Annotated in this window: 15 protein-coding genes; 9 read left to right on the top strand and 6 right to left on the bottom strand. The window is 55.3% G+C overall.

What is annotated here, in order from left to right:
* Window positions 1–448 (bottom strand): hypothetical protein (locus VFO10_RS06755; protein WP_325138356.1); only part of this gene is annotated, 448 nt, incomplete at its 3' end.
* 328 nt (window positions 449–776) lie between these two features.
* Here VFO10_RS06755 and thiC point away from each other — a divergent pair.
* From thiC to murJ, 6 genes are read left to right on the top strand one after another with little or no spacing between them, the layout of a single operon-like run.
* The gene (gene thiC / locus VFO10_RS06750) at window positions 777–2,534 is read left to right on the top strand and encodes a phosphomethylpyrimidine synthase ThiC (RefSeq protein WP_325138354.1); all 1,758 of its coding nucleotides are present in this window, start codon (window positions 777–779) and stop codon (window positions 2,532–2,534) included.
* Entirely contained in the window at window positions 2,531–3,589 is a 1,059-nt protein-coding gene (locus VFO10_RS06745; protein ID WP_325138352.1) for an FAD-dependent oxidoreductase, read from the top strand. Before thiC ends, VFO10_RS06745 begins: the two co-directional genes overlap by 4 nt.
* A gap of 10 nt (window positions 3,590–3,599) precedes the next feature.
* On the top strand, window positions 3,600–3,800 hold the full coding sequence (gene thiS / locus VFO10_RS06740; RefSeq protein ID WP_325138350.1) for a sulfur carrier protein ThiS: 201 nt from the start codon (window positions 3,600–3,602) through the stop codon (window positions 3,798–3,800).
* Between the two features lie 6 nt (window positions 3,801–3,806).
* Window positions 3,807–4,595: a thiazole synthase gene (locus tag VFO10_RS06735; protein ID WP_325138348.1), complete on the top strand. Its 789-nt coding sequence runs from the start codon at window positions 3,807–3,809 to the stop codon at window positions 4,593–4,595.
* Window position 4,596: 1 nt separating this feature from the next.
* Window positions 4,597–6,048, top strand: coding sequence for a thiamine phosphate synthase (gene thiE / locus VFO10_RS06730; protein WP_325138346.1), 1,452 nt, complete (start codon window positions 4,597–4,599; stop codon window positions 6,046–6,048).
* A 36-nt stretch (window positions 6,049–6,084) separates the two neighbouring features.
* Window positions 6,085–7,662, top strand: a complete 1,578-nt coding sequence (gene murJ, locus VFO10_RS06725) for a murein biosynthesis integral membrane protein MurJ (RefSeq protein ID WP_325138345.1) — start codon at window positions 6,085–6,087, stop codon at window positions 7,660–7,662.
* Here murJ and VFO10_RS06720 read toward each other — a convergent pair.
* The 4 genes from VFO10_RS06720 to VFO10_RS06705 all read right to left on the bottom strand — a co-directional run bounded on the left by VFO10_RS06720 (window position 7,659) and on the right by VFO10_RS06705 (window position 11,225).
* Window positions 7,659–8,036, bottom strand: coding sequence for a response regulator (locus tag VFO10_RS06720; RefSeq protein ID WP_325138343.1), 378 nt, complete (start codon window positions 8,034–8,036; stop codon window positions 7,659–7,661). The genes murJ and VFO10_RS06720 overlap by 4 nt on opposite strands.
* Before the next feature lie 13 nt (window positions 8,037–8,049).
* Entirely contained in the window at window positions 8,050–9,279 is a 1,230-nt protein-coding gene (locus tag VFO10_RS06715; RefSeq protein WP_325138341.1) for a hypothetical protein, read from the bottom strand.
* Window positions 9,280–9,438: 159 nt separating this feature from the next.
* Window positions 9,439–10,425, bottom strand: coding sequence for a hypothetical protein (locus tag VFO10_RS06710; RefSeq protein ID WP_325138339.1), 987 nt, complete (start codon window positions 10,423–10,425; stop codon window positions 9,439–9,441).
* A gap of 116 nt (window positions 10,426–10,541) precedes the next feature.
* Window positions 10,542–11,225 (bottom strand): START domain-containing protein, encoded by a 684-nt coding sequence (locus VFO10_RS06705; RefSeq protein ID WP_325138337.1) that lies wholly within the window; start codon window positions 11,223–11,225, stop codon window positions 10,542–10,544.
* Between the two features lie 241 nt (window positions 11,226–11,466).
* Between VFO10_RS06705 and VFO10_RS06700 the strand changes: the two genes are divergently transcribed.
* The 3 genes from VFO10_RS06700 (at window position 11,467) to tatB (ending at window position 13,941) form a co-directional block, all read left to right on the top strand.
* Window positions 11,467–12,498, top strand: a complete 1,032-nt coding sequence (locus tag VFO10_RS06700) for a transaldolase family protein (RefSeq protein ID WP_325138335.1) — start codon at window positions 11,467–11,469, stop codon at window positions 12,496–12,498.
* A 55-nt stretch (window positions 12,499–12,553) separates the two neighbouring features.
* Window positions 12,554–13,213: an O-methyltransferase gene (locus VFO10_RS06695; protein WP_325138333.1), complete on the top strand. Its 660-nt coding sequence runs from the start codon at window positions 12,554–12,556 to the stop codon at window positions 13,211–13,213.
* A 77-nt stretch (window positions 13,214–13,290) separates the two neighbouring features.
* On the top strand, window positions 13,291–13,941 hold the full coding sequence (gene tatB, locus VFO10_RS06690) for a Sec-independent protein translocase protein TatB (protein ID WP_325138331.1): 651 nt from the start codon (window positions 13,291–13,293) through the stop codon (window positions 13,939–13,941).
* On the opposite strand, the gene VFO10_RS06685 is transcribed toward tatB, so the two are convergent.
* Window positions 13,942–14,613 (bottom strand): ABC transporter ATP-binding protein, encoded by a 672-nt coding sequence (locus VFO10_RS06685; RefSeq protein ID WP_325138330.1) that lies wholly within the window; start codon window positions 14,611–14,613, stop codon window positions 13,942–13,944.
* Window positions 14,614–14,616: the final 3 nt, after the last annotated feature.

Raw genomic sequence — 14,616 nt, 5'->3', positions numbered from 1 at the left:
TGCTGCTGTCTACTTGCCTGCTGCTGTCTACTTGCCTGCTGCTGTCTACTTGCCTGCCGCCGTCTCTTTGCTTGCCGCCGTCTCCGAATAGGAGATAGCCAAAATTTTCAGGATGCGGATCCCCAAAACACGGCCCGATCGGTCCTGTGCTGCTGAGGCGGTCGAGTTCGTCATACCAGGTATTAACGAAGGAACGCATGAAGAAAAGTCCGCTTTTCTGGGCGTTTTTCCATTTCTGTTGGAATTGTTCTGCGCTGAGATGTGGGTAGGATTGCCGGAAGTAGTCGGCGGTCAAGGAGACTCCCGGTGCCAGGGGCTCCTGACTCAGTTCGGGAAGTTTCAAACGTTCCGCCTCGGTGCGGACGGATTCGTCCAGCTCCGAATGTCCTGCGCAACCCAGCAGCAGCAGAAGGATCCAGGAAAATCGCGCCAATTGGAAGTGGTTCATGGTCAAGCCGCCTTGCTTGTCAGTGGAGTTTCAGCCTCAGGCCCTATTATATGTCTTGGGTTTCCGCCTTCACGTCATATTACATGCCGTTTGGGCATTGAGTAGGTCTTTTCCTGTTTTTTTTTGGAAGACTATGGTAACCATGGGGGGATTCGCCAGGGGTGCCGCAAGGCTGAGAGGAAGATCGAAGGATGCTTCCAACTCTAGAACCTGAACTGGATAACACCAGCGTAGGAAGAGCGATCCGGCCGCCGGCCCTCTCCTTCTTTGCACACCTGGACGTTTAAAAATCGCGTTACCAACGTTTGCCCTCAAGGAGATCGTTTTCATGGCTGGCACCCAAACCCCCGTTTTCGAAAAAGTCTATATCCCGGGCGAAATTCACTCGTTCCTGCGGGTTCCCATGAAACGCGTGCATCTGAACGAAAAAAATGCCGCGGGCGAAGCTGTGTCCCTTCATCTTTACGACAGCTCGGGACCCTACACGGACACCAACGCTCAGATCGATGTGAAACACGGTCTGCCGCGTCTGCGCGAATCGTGGATTGAAGCGCGCGAAGACACGGAGCTGAGTCCGGGTCATGCGCACAGCACGCTGATCAAATCGCAGATTCAAAACGAATTGCCCCTGGCCCAGCATAAACCTCGCCGGGCCCGTTCCGGGAAAAACGTCACGCAGATGTATTACGCGCGGCGCGGCATCATCACGCCCGAAATGGAATACATCGCGATTCGTGAAAATCAGCAGCGCGCCTTGGAACGTCAGCGTCTGGAAGATCTCGATCCCGTCGCGCGGGAACGCGCCGAACGTCTGCGCGGGAATAACTTCGGGGCCCGCATGCCCGATTATATCACACCCGAATTCGTGCGCAGTGAAGTGGCCGCCGGTCGCGCCATCATTCCCTGCAACATCAACCATCCTGAATTGGAACCGATGATCATCGGCCGTAACTTCCTCGTGAAAGTGAACGCCAACATCGGCAACTCGGCTTTGAGCTCCGGCATCGAAGAGGAAGTGGAAAAACTCGTCTGGTCGACCCGTTGGGGCGCCGATACCGTGATGGACCTTTCCACCGGCAAAAGCATTCACGAAACCCGCGAATGGATTCTGCGCAATTCGCCGGTTCCGATCGGAACGGTCCCCTTGTACCAGGCCTTCGAAAAAGTGAACGGCCGCATCGAGGACTTCACCTGGGAAGTCTATAAGCAAACCCTCATCGAACAGGCCGAGCAGGGCGTGGACTACTTCACGATTCACGCGGGCGTTCTGCGCGAATACATTCCCTACACGAAAAATCGCGTGACGGGCATCGTCTCGCGCGGTGGCTCGATCATGGCCCAGTGGTGTACCTATCATAACAAGGAAAACTTCCTTTACACCCACTTCGATGAAATCTGCGAGATCATGAAGGCCTATGATATCTCCTTCTCGCTCGGTGACGGTCTGCGTCCCGGTTCCATCGCCGATGCCAATGACGCGGCCCAGTTCGGCGAGCTGAAGACTCTCGGCGAACTCACCCTGCGCGCCTGGGAACACGACGTGCAGGTCATGATCGAAGGCCCCGGCCATGTGCCGATGCACATGATCAAAGAGAACATGGATAAGCAGCTGGAAATCTGCCACGAGGCTCCGTTCTATACCCTCGGGCCCCTGACCACCGATATCGCTCCGGGTTATGACCACATCACCAGCGGAATCGGCGCGGCCATGATCGGCTGGTTTGGAACCGCGATGCTCTGTTACGTAACACCCAAGGAACATTTGGGCCTTCCCAATCGTGAAGACGTCAAACAGGGTTTGATTGCTTATAAAATTGCGGCGCATGCCGCAGACCTGGCCAAAGGACATCCGGCCGCACGTCTTCGTGATGACGCTTTGTCGCGCGCCCGTTTCGCATTCCGTTGGGAAGATCAATTTAATCTCTCGCTGGATCCGGAAACCGCTCGCAAGTATCATGATGAAACATTGCCGAAGGAGCGTTACAAATCCGCCCACTTCTGTTCGATGTGCGGACCCTCCTTCTGCTCGATGCGTATCAGCCAGGATATTGAAAAAAAATCAGCTGGAGGCACAGGTGAGGCATGACTAAACAGGCAGCCATAGCCGGCGCAGGAATTATGGGACTTCTGGCAGCTCGCGAGCTGCTGGACCTCGGGTGGAAAGTCCATATATTTGAAAAAAGGACGGAAGCGGATTACCACCGTTCCACCAGTTTTGCCGCTGCCGGCATGCTGGTCCCTTTTACGGAATTGGAAAGCTCGGATCCCATGACCCATGCGATGGGTATGGAAGCCTTGGAATTCTGGCCTCAGATCATGGCCGATATCGGGGAGAAGGTTCATTTCCAAAGAAATGGCAGCCTCATCCTCTCGCATATGCGCGATCGGCCGCTGTTTGATCAGGTCACGCAGCGCATCATTCAAAAAGTTCCGAAGGAATACTATCAGTGGGTTCGGGTCGGCGATATCGAGCCCGAGCTGGGTGAGACTTTTGAAAAAGGCCTCTATCTGCCGCTCGAAGCCCATCTCGATAACACGGAACTGATGCCGGCGCTTTTGCGTTATCTGCAGCGTGGCGACTGCCGCATCCTCTTCGGTGAGCATGTCGAGCAGCTGATGCCACACATCATCGAAACCAGCAAGGGCAGCACCATCTATGACCTTGTGATCGACTGCCGGGGCATCGGCGCGCAGAAGGCCTTGCCTGACCTGCGCGGCGTGCGCGGCGAAGCCTTTTTGGTGGAAGCGCCCGCGGTTCGTTTCGAGCGCCCGGTGAAGCTGATGCATCCGCGTTACGGTATTTACATCGTGCCGCGCGCGGATCATCGTTATTACATAGGCGCGACCATGATTGAATCGACGAGCGACGCGCCCATCACGGTGCGTTCGGCGCTTGAACTCTTATCGGCCGCCTATTCCATTCACAAGGGTTTTGGTGAAGCGACGATACTCAATACCTATAGCGGGCTGCGTCCGGCACTGCCGCACAACGAGCCGCGCATGTTCTGTCAGCCGGGCCGCATTTCCATCAACGGACTCTTCCGTCATGGATTTTTGGTGGCTCCGAGCCTGGCGCGCTGCCTGCGACTTTATTTGGAAGATAAACCGCTGCCGCATCCCCAGCTTCTGCAATTTCATTGAGGGACCTCCTATGCAAGTTCGCATCAATGGACAATTTCGCCAGCTCAATGGACCGACAAGCATTGAAACGCTGCTCGAGGAACTCGGCTACCGCAATCGTTTCGTAGCGGTCGCCCTGAATCAGCAGTGCATACCCAAACAACAATTTCAGGACAAACTCGTCAAGGACCAGGATGAAGTCGAAATCCTGGCACCGATGGCGGGAGGATGATGCATCATGTGGACCCTGGCTGATCGAAGCATTCAAAGTCGCCTTTTTTTAGGCACCGCCCGTTATCCGAGTCCTGATATTCTGCAGCAGTCCATCAAAGCGTCCGGCACCAATGTCGTGACGGTCTCCCTGCGCCGCGAATCAGCCCAGGAAAACACCGGCAATCGCTTCTGGGATTATCTTCGTCAAACCGGCAGTCATATCCTGCCGAATACGGCCGGCTGCCTTTCGGTGCGCGAAGCCATCCTTACCGCGCATATGTCGCGGGAACTTTTTCAGACGAACTGGATCAAGCTCGAAGTCATCGGCAATGATGATACGCTGCAGCCCGATCCTTTCGGAACTGTGGAAGCGGCGCGCATCCTGTGCAACGAAGGCTTTGAAGTCTTCCCCTATACGACCGATGACCTTGTGGTCGCAGAGAAACTGCTGTCGGTCGGTTGCCGCATTATCATGCCCTGGGGTTCACCGATTGGAACGGGACAAGGCCTTAGAAATATCGAGGCCCTTCGCACTCTCAGAGAGCGCTTACCGGAAGCGACTTTGGTAGTGGACGCAGGAATCGGTCGTCCTTCTCATGCCGCGCAGGCTCTGGAAATGGGTTATGATGCCGTCCTGGTGAATACCGCTGTGGCCCTTGCGCATGATCCCATTAAGATGGCTCAAGCCTTCGGTGCTGCGGTCGAGGCCGGACGCCTGGGTTATGAATCGGGCATGATGCAGCCCTCGTCGCGGGCCCATGCCTCGTCGCCGACGGTTGGACTTCCTTTCTGGCATCAGGAAGGGGCTCACTGATATGAAAACGATATGGACTCTGGGCGGGCATGATCCGAATGCCGTCGCGGGCGTGCAGGCGGATCTTCTGACCGCGCGAACTCTGGGAGTGATGACGCGGACTTTGATCGGCAGCTTCACGGCGCAATCCGATCGTCGCGTCAGCCTGAGCGAACCCGTGCCCAAGCCCTGGCTTAAAGCGCAATGGCAAACACTGCGGGAGCAGGAAAAACCGGCTGCCATTAAACTTGGTCTTTTGAATCATCGCGAACTTCTGGTCTTTCTGCGGGAAGCCTTGGCGGAAATACCGGACGTGCCGGTGATCGCGGATCCCGTCCTGGCATCCAGTTCCGGGCATAATTTTTCCCGCGACACCCTGGTCGCCGCCTGGCGCGAACTGCTTTTTTTGCGTCTGACTCTCCTGACGCCGAATATTCCAGAAACCGAGCAGCTCCTCGGATACCGCGTGGATGATCCGGAAACCGTTGTGCGGGCCGCTCAGGACTTACGATCCTGGGGATTGAAGGCCGTTTTGATTAAAGGCGGGCACAGCAAAGCGCGGGAACCAGCCGATTACTTCGATGATGGCGAGCGTCCCTTCTGGTTGGTGGGAAAGCGCGTGAGTCGCGATTATCGCGGGACCGGCTGCACCCTGGCCGCAGCAATCAGCGCGCAGCTGAGCAAGGGTCTTTCCCTGCGTGAAGCTGTGATCACAGCTCATGGTTTTCTGCAGACCATGCTGGCCCGGAGTTCGGCTCAGGACGCGCCGTACCTTCAGTATGAGCAGAAACCTTTCCGTTCATCAGGACTCAGTTATCATTCCGCAGACGGTCTGCCGCAGGCTTTCGCCCCCGTATCGAAGATCGGTTTTTATCCGATCGTGCCTGATCTTATCTGGCTCAAGCGCCTTGTCGATGCCGGTGTTCCGAGCATTCAGCTGCGCATGAAGGATGTCCCGGCGGATCAGGTGCTGACCTCTGTTCGTGAAGCGGTCGCGTATTGCCGCGACCGTGGCGTGCAGCTCTTCATCAATGACTACTGGCAGCTTGCCATCGAATGTCATGCTTTTGGTGTGCATCTGGGTCAGGAGGATCTGGATCGTCTTACGCCGCGGGAGATTCGTACGCTGCAAAAAAGCGGCCTGCGCCTGGGCGTCAGCACGCATTCCTATGAAGAGGCGGCACGCGCCGTGGCCCTGCAGCCCTCTTATATCGCGCTGGGTCCGATCTTTCACACGACATGCAAATCCATGGCCTTTGGTCCCCAGGGGATGGAGCGGGTCCAGGAGTGGAAGGAGCTTTGCGGCGACATTCCCCTTGTGGCGATTGGTGGGCTGAAGCTGGAGCATGCGCCGACGCTCCTCGGCTACGGAGCCTCGGGCCTTTCTGTTATTACCGATGTCCTGGCCCATGAGAACCCGGAAGCCCGCGTCCAGGAGTGGTTGAATTCCTTCGCCTCGTATCCAGCGCAGTGATAAACTGCAAACCTGGGTCTTGACGGAAGGGGTACGATGACAAAGAAAGCGAAGGCTTCGCGCAGCGGGGCCCTGATTGTCGGTGCGGGTATTTTGCTGTCGCGATTGATCGGTTTCCTAAGGGAGCGGGTCGTCGCGCATTATCTGGGAACCACCGATGCCGCCGATGTCTTCCGCGCTGCACTTCGCATCCCCAATCTTCTGCAGAATCTTTTCGGTGAAGGGGCCATGTCCGCCTCCTTCATTCCAGTTTACGCCAACCTTCATGAAAAAGATCCCAAGGAAGCGGCTCGCGTCGCTGGCATCATTGGAACCATGCTCGCGCTTTTGACATCTGTCCTCGTGCTGCTTGGTTTTCTTTTCACGCCGCAGCTGGTCGATCTGATTATCCCGGGTTTTGATGGGGAAAAGCGCGAGGTGGCCATCAGCCTTGTGCGGATTCTTTTTCCGGGCATCGGACTTTTGGTTCTCTCCGCATTTTGCCTTGGGGTCTTGAACAGCCATCGTAAATTCTTCGTGCCCTATGCGGCCCCGGTTTTGTGGAGCGGGGCGATCATTGCCACGGCTTTTTTCTGGCAGAATCCGAACGCCTATATTTTTGCTGAGCATCTGGCCTGGGGTGCCGTGGCCGGCAGTTTCCTGCAGCTCGCCGTCCAAATCTTTCCGCTGTGGCCGCATCTGGATGGGATGAAATTAAGCCTGAACTGGCGTTCCGAGCACGTTCGGACTGTGTTCACCCGCTTTATTCCTTCGCTGTTTTCCCGGGGCGTCGTGCAGATCAGCGCTTACTTTGAATCCTTGATTGCCAGCTACCTGCAGACCGGGGCCGTCGCGAACATCGGCTATGCGCAGCTGCTTGCGACCCTGCCTTCGAGTTTATTCGGCAGCTCCATCGCCGCCTCCAAACTCGTGGACATGTCGGTGGCCGAGCAGCGGGCGGAAATCGGCCGGAATCTGACCCAAGGCATGCGGCAGCTCGCGTATTTCATCGTGCCCTCGTCCATTGCCTTTCTGATGATCGGGCATGTCCTCGCCGCCATACTCTTTCAAACCGGGAAATTCACGGCCGATGATGCGCGCAATGTGTGGCTGATTCTTGCGGCTTCGGCTCTGGGGCTGATGGCATCCACCCAGGGCAGACTTTTGACCACCGCCTTCTATGCTTTGAAAAACACCCGTACGCCTTTCAAATACTCGGTGATACGGGTAAGCGTCAGCATTGTGCTGGCGGCTCTTTTCAGTCTTTATCTGCCGCGCATCCTGCCCATTCCGCCCAACTGGGCCACGGCCGGCATTGCCATGGCGTCCAGCTTCGCCGGACTTACGGAATACTTTCTTTTGCGAAGGGCTCTGAGTCGCGACATCAGTTTTGAAAATCTTCCGCCCAAATATCTGGGCAGTCTGATGCTGAGTGCTATCGTCGGCGGTTTCGCCGGCTATATCGTCTTTTATTTTACAGAGCCCCTGACGCTGATCCCGGTCTGGATCAGCGGCGGCTTCGCCGTTGCGACCTTTGGAACGATCTATCTGGGTTTGACCGTTCTGTTCAAGGTCACTGAGTCCGAGGTCCTCTATCAAAAAGTCAGAAGACGTCTGCCCATGAAAAGACCTTAGCACCCGCCTTCGGAGGCACGCTGCACAGTATCCAAAAGCGCCTTCATCCCCACGGGCTTAGGCAGATAGTAGGTGATGCCGAGTTCCAGGACGAGTTCGACTATATCCGCAGCCGCTGTGATCAGGATCACGGGAATGTTCAACTTATGCTGCAGCATGTACTGATAGACTTCCTTGCCGGTCATCTCCGGCATTCTTTGATCCAGGATCATCACATCAAGAGGGGACTGACGCATAATATTCAAAGCCTCTTTCCCGTTCCGGGCTTCCATGGTCCGCCAGCCGTCGAATTCAAGGATGGATACAAAGGCCTCGCGCAGGAGGTCATCATCATCGACTATCAGGACGGTGCCTTTCCTGGGCGCTGACTCCAAATCCCCTTCTCCTTCACAATGTTGAGCGGCAAGGCTCGATTGTCATCGCACCCTGCTCGGAAATGAGCAAGGCCGTGTGAGACGTATAAGCCTTTGAATCAGGACGGGACGTGAAGCGAATTTCAAGGGGTCGCGCGGCCGAGTGAGGAAACACGTCCACTTTCAGAACGTCTCCCTCCGCCGCATTCAATCCCTCTAAAAAAAGCCGAAGCACATACTTTTCCAGTCGCCTCTGATTGGCGGTAATCCAGGCATCCTGTGGTCCTGACATTAAGACAGTAACCCTGCGCATGCGCGCTTCTGTGGCCAAAAGTTCGGTCATAAGGTCCAGAACCGAACGGACCTGAAACCGATCGCAAAGACCTGGGTCTGGGGACGTCAGCCTCAGACAGAGCATGGATTGTTCGCGAAATCGTTCGATGGCCCGAGATGCTGCTTCCAAAAGTCGAAGTCCACTTTCGGGCCTTTGATCCTGAGTCGATCGACTGAGATGAAGGGCAGCGAGCTCGATATGCATGCGCCAGGCGCTATACAGCTGGAGAAGATCCTGACGAAGATTTTCCAAATTTTCCGGGGAAAACTGCGCATGCTGCACATGGTTCGCATGCTGCAGCATACTCTCCCATTGCCGAGCGATCAACTCAGCACCGATCCCCTGAGCGGCTACGATCATGATTTCTCGCAGACGCTGCGAGGCCTCTGGACGCCGCACCGAGCTGCTAAGAACACCCACAATCTCTTGACCGGGGCCGACAATGGGAATCCCCTGGCAGGTGTAGACATGAAATCCTTGAATGAAATGCTCTGCACCGACAAGCTCTACATAGGCATTTTCAATGAGGGGCGTGCCGATTCCGTTGGCACCACTCAATGCTTCCTGCAGCATGCTGCCTGGTCCGGGAAATCCGTTGGGACCGTGAAGAGTAGCCTCGTCTGCCACGACATCCAGGACATTGGCCTGGGCATCACCCAGCATCGCGGCGTGCCTCTCACGTCCCGCAGCTGCGGATAAAGCCAGCATATAGGGGCGCGCGGCCTCGATCAGATCGCTTTTTTCTTGGAGCAAACGCTCCGTTTCCACAGCAGAAAGCTGTTCGGCCTTCATATGAAGGGGGCTGGCTTTTTGAGTATGGGATCTTTCCCAGGCACGATAGACATGAGATCGCAGCAATTTGCTCGAGATCTGACCACGGCCACGGTAAAGCTGCCAGGCTTCGTTCGCGGTCTTTTGCAAAGCGTTCATAGCACACCCCTTGGATACAGGGCGGACATTATCGCGAAACGTCTGCGGCGACCAGAGAATTCAGATGGTATGGATTAGGGCAAGTGCATGATTTATCCAGGTTCCGTCGTGTCTGCTCGGCGGGATGCAGGGCTGCCCCGGGAAGGGCAGCCTCACGCGTTAGCGCATTTTTCTGAGATCGGGAAGGCTGCGTTTCACAGCGCGCTGCAGTGAATTCTTGAAGTAAAGACCCGAAGGAACGGTCAAGGTTCCGTTGATCTTTTCGGTGCCATATTCCATGGTATAAAGCGGATTGATATCCGCACCGCGGAAGGTGACCGCTCCGGCCCAATCATTCATGTCCACCGCGATGCTGCCCGAGGTGTACCAGGTATTGTTGGGGGAAGCGACCCACTTCAGACTGTTGTGCGTATACTTCGTGTATTCGTTATCGCCATTGCCTTCAGGACCGACGCTTTTGAAAATCTCCACGCATCCATCCTGAGCATAGCCATCGGCCGTCTTCGTCATAAGACAGGGTTCGTTGGCGTCTGTACCGAATACATTCGTCGAGTTGGAATTGATATCCATGCTCTGACCGTTGCCGGAAATCGACGCGACCATTTCGGAGGTCATATTCATCAGAACTTTGTTGTTATCGCATTCGGGAGGATTGCCGACTTCATCCAGCATTTTGCCGTTGAAGCTGCTGAGGTCACCGCCCACACAGGTCTGACGAATATAAAAGGACATCACGGCCTTGGTCACGCTCGCCGTCACGCCTTCGCCAGCCTCGGACCAGGCTTTCTTCAAACATTCGGTCATATCAAGGTTGATATCCACCGACATGGTATCGCCTTCCGCCACCACCTGGACCGTGGAAAGGGCAGCTGCGCAATCCACATCGCCTTCTTCTTCGACAGGCTCTTCGGCTTCAGGTTCTTCAATTTCTGTCGCCAAAAAATCCGCGCGATTGGATTCCATGGCCAGAATCACCTCGGCGCGCGAAAGAGTGCCGAGGTCACTGGGCTTGGCCAGGGCCGCAACGGAAATGGGACCAGAGCCTGCGGTGATTGTTGTACCCGATTCACTGTTTTTATCGTCGCTTTTCTCGCCGCACGCGGTGAGGCTTCCAAGCACGAGAAGGCTGATTCCGAGATGCTTCATGGGTGTCTCCTCAAGGTAGAGACCCATTATAGCAGAAAAAAAGGAGCCTCCGGGGAGGAGGCTCCATGTTTGTGTTGGCAGAACACGTTCACGGCGACGAAAAACGAAGTCTTTGCTTAGCGTCTCGCCAGTTCGTTGGCGCCTTTGAATTTGGCCTTGATCAGATCATTCTCTTTCGTATCCGGGCGCAAGGCCTGGGTTTCCATCTTCTTCAGAGTGTTGGCAGGCCAACCTTTTTGAATCACGTTCACGAGCCACTTGGGCAAATCCCCTTTGGGATCGGTCTGGATTTCAACGGTGACCTCGGTGGTGCGGCCTGGTCTTGGAACAAGCTTATAAAGACTGTGCACCAGCTCGGCCCGCACGCCTATGGTTTTGGGGGCCTTGGCATGCTCGGTTGATTTCAGTTCCACGACGACCTGGTTGGCTTCATTGTCGATTTTCAAGGTGCTCTGGATCACATAATCACGATCCGTCAAAGGCCAAGGCAGGTCATAGGCGGAATAGGTCACGGACTCGAAGGTTCCTTTTTGGACGATCTTGAAGTCCATGATCATATCAATCCACTCTTTTTTCTTTTCCGTATCTTCATCCAAAATCACCTGCGCGACTTTGGTGATGGGGACAGGCATGAGCTTCACGCCCTTAAACGCGACCAGGGGACTGCCGGGAACTTCCATGCGATAGACTTTGATGCCGTCCTTTTCGCTGACCAATTCCCACTTGGAGCCAGCAAAAGCAAATTGACTCATCAGACCAAGGCCAAGAACCAATCCGGCTTTCCAAATATAACCAAGCATGAGACGACTCCCGAGTAGGATTAACTTAACTAATGAATTCCAATTCGGCACTCTTCTGCGGGAACTGAGAAACCCTCATATGCCAATGATATTATTATGTTTTACGGAATTTCTTTCCCTTCGGTCATTAAAGCAGCTAATGGTTTTTGAGACAGAAAAGCGCCGGTTAAGGGCATTGTCCGCATTCCGTCCCTGTGTTAGCATCCGCCCCGAACCGTGACCCAGCGAAAGGATTCACCTTATGACGGCACCTCTGCAATCTTTGGTCGCTACCGGCACCAAACTGTGGCTGGACTCGATCGATCCGAAACTTGTTGAATTGAGCAAAAGTCAGGGCGCAACCGGCGCCACTTCCAATCCCATCATCGTCGCCAACATCGTCAAGACCGGCCTCATGGATGGAATGATTCGTGAGCTTCGCAAGGAAGGCAAATCTCCGGAAGACGTGGCGTGGACGGTGACCAATCATCTGGTCAGCGAAGCGGAACGCGTGTTCATGCCCGTTTATGAAGCAACGAAGGGCAATGACGGTTACGTGAGCTTTGAAGTGGATCCCCTTTTGGAAGACCTGAAACTCGGTCCTCCCCATAAAGAACGCGTGGCTCGCTACATCGAGCTTGGCAAATACTGGTCGAAAGGCCATCCCAACAGGATGATCAAGGTGCCCGCAACGCCTGCCGGCATCGACGCTCTGGAAGAGCTGGCCGCAGCCGGCGTGCCTTTGAACGTCACCTTGATTTTCTCGGAAGCCCAGTACAACAAAGCGCGTGAAGCCGTCTGGAGAGGGGCGCAGCGCCTTGCCAATCGCGACCGCTTCAAGAGCGTTTACAGTATCTTCGTCTCGCGCCTTGATGTTTACACCGAAGAGCATGTCCCCGCTTTGGGCGTGGGCCAGGGCTGGGTCGGCATCGTCAACGCCAAACGCATCTGGGCGAAGAATAAAGCGTTCTGGGCTGACAAAGGCGTGAAGCTGGACCAGGAAATGATCTTTGCCAGCACCGGCACCAAAAAGCCAAGCGATCCCAAGTGGAAATACGTGGAAGCTTTCGCCGGCAGCGACATTGAAACCAATCCACCCGAAACCAATGAAGCCGTGGCCGCCAGCGGCCGATCCTTCACATCGAAGATCGCCGAACTCCCACCCAAGGACGTTCTGGATGCCATAGATAAGCACGTCGACTTCCAGAAACTGGAAGACTTCCTGATGGCGGACGGGCTGAAGAAATTCGCGGATCCGCAAAAAGCGCTTCTGGAACTGATCTCGACCAAATAATTCGCTATAAGAAAGAGGAGCCTGGCTCCTCTTTTTTTTTGGAAGGAATGCAGTCATGAAAACTGTTCCGATGACGGAAGCCGTTTACGATTATCTTTGCGAACACCAGACGCCGCTGCACCCCGTCCTCCCTGAACTCGTCAGCATCACCCGCCAGCGGCCGGATGCTGGCATGCAAATCGCCGCGGACCAGGGCGTGTTCATGAATCAGCTTGTGCGCCTGATCGGTGCCAGGCGCATTCTGGAGGTGGGCTGCTTTACCGGTTATAGCACGATCTGCATGGGGCTCGGCCTTCCCGAAGGCGGTGAAATCATCTCCTGCGACATCAATCCTGAAACCGCAGCCGTCGCGCGTCAGTATCTGAAGGCCGCCGGCCTGGAAAAAAAGTCGCAAATCATCCTCGGTCCTGCCGTCGATACCATGCAAAAGCTTCTGACCCATCGCGGCAAGAACACTTTTGATCTTATTTTTATTGATGCCGATAAGGAAAACTATGGCAGTTACTATGAGATCGGTTTGGAGCTCTTGCGGGCCAATGGTGTGATTCTCGCCGACAACGTGCTGTGGAGCGGACGCGTCGTGGACGCCGCCGACACGTCAGCCGCGACCGAAGCTCTGCGCCGCTTCAATGCTGTTGTGCGCAAAGATAGCCGTGTGGAAGCCAGCATGCTGTCCATAGCCGATGGGCTCTATATGATTCGTAAGAAGGGCTGACACCTGGGGCGGCGCAGGTTAGAATAAGGGGCGCAGGCGTCACTGGCCCCTACTGTTTATTCGGGAAAGGATACTCTATGTTCGGCATTGGTCCCATGGAACTGGTTGTCATCGCCATCGTCGCCATGCTTTTTATTGGTCCCGATAAACTTCCGGACCTCATGCGGAAATTTGGCAAAATTTTCGTCCAGGTCCGCCGCCAGGCCAACGAAGTCAAAAGCGGCTTCAACGATGTGATTCATGAAGCCGAGCGCGAATTCGAATTGGAGCGCATTCGTGAGCTGCAAAAGAAACTGCAGAGCACCTCCCCGCAGCAGGTCCTCGACGCCGCGCTCGCGGATTCCAAAACCACGGCCACCAAACCTTTGCAGGGTCCTGGCCTGGATGAGCATGGCCATCCTCTGCCGGGCTACGATGAAAATGGTTATCCCCTCGCACCCGAAGGCGCGACCGCTCAGGAGCAGCCTGAGTATCATGAAGGTCATTACGTCGATGGGAAATTTGTGAAGAACGCCGACACCTTTGTATCCTGGGATCCGGCCTGGGACAAGCCTTTGAATGAACTCTTCCCCCTGAAGCAGGAAGAAGCCCCTGCAGACGGCACGGCCGCAATTGCCGCCCAGCCCGCCGTGGAGGCTCCCGCTCCCGCGCCTTCTGCTGCTGCCGCACCGGCCCCGGAAAAACTCGCTGAAAACCCCGAGAAAAAGCCCGAAACGAAACCTTCCTGATTATGCCAGATGCAGGATCCCGTCCTGCATGCGATAAATATTCTTGGCAAAAGAATCCAATAAAGGATCATGGGTCGCAAAAATAAACGCCGTGGACTGCTCGGCGTTGAGCGTGCGCATGAGTTCAAGAATCTTCTGGGATGTTTGGGAATCCAGATTTGCCGTGGGTTCATCGGCGATCACCAGCTCAGGCTTCGACACCATGGCCCGGGCGATAGCCACCCTTTGCCTTTGGCCGCCCGATAATTCGTCAGGCCGATGGTGCCGATAGGGGGTCAGTCCCGTATGCTCGACCCATTCCGCCACGCGCCTGCGCTTTTCATCCTTGCTGATGTCAGCCCTTATCATGAGCGGCACCATCACGTTTTCTTCCAGAGTCAGAACAGGGTTCAGGTTGAAAGCCTGGAAAATAAAGGAAATGCTGCGGCTGCGAATGACGGCGAGCTTGTCATAATCCTCATACGTTATGGTTTCCCCATTCAAAAGCACCGAGCCCGACGTGGGTGAATCCAAAAGCCCAAGGATATTCAAAAGCGTGGACTTGCCCGAACCCGAGGGACCACGGATCACCACGAAATCGCCGCGATTCAAAGTAAAGTCGACCGCCTGCAGCGCTGTGACGGAAGCCTTGCCGATCGTATAGGTCTTGCTGACTTTTCTTAATTCCAGCATGCG

The sequence above is a fragment of the Oligoflexus sp. genome, assembly GCF_035712445.1.
Taxonomy (GTDB): domain Bacteria; phylum Bdellovibrionota_B; class Oligoflexia; order Oligoflexales; family Oligoflexaceae; genus Oligoflexus.
Note: the sequence above shows the minus strand (reverse complement) of the source record. Positions and strands in the feature narration are given on the sequence as shown.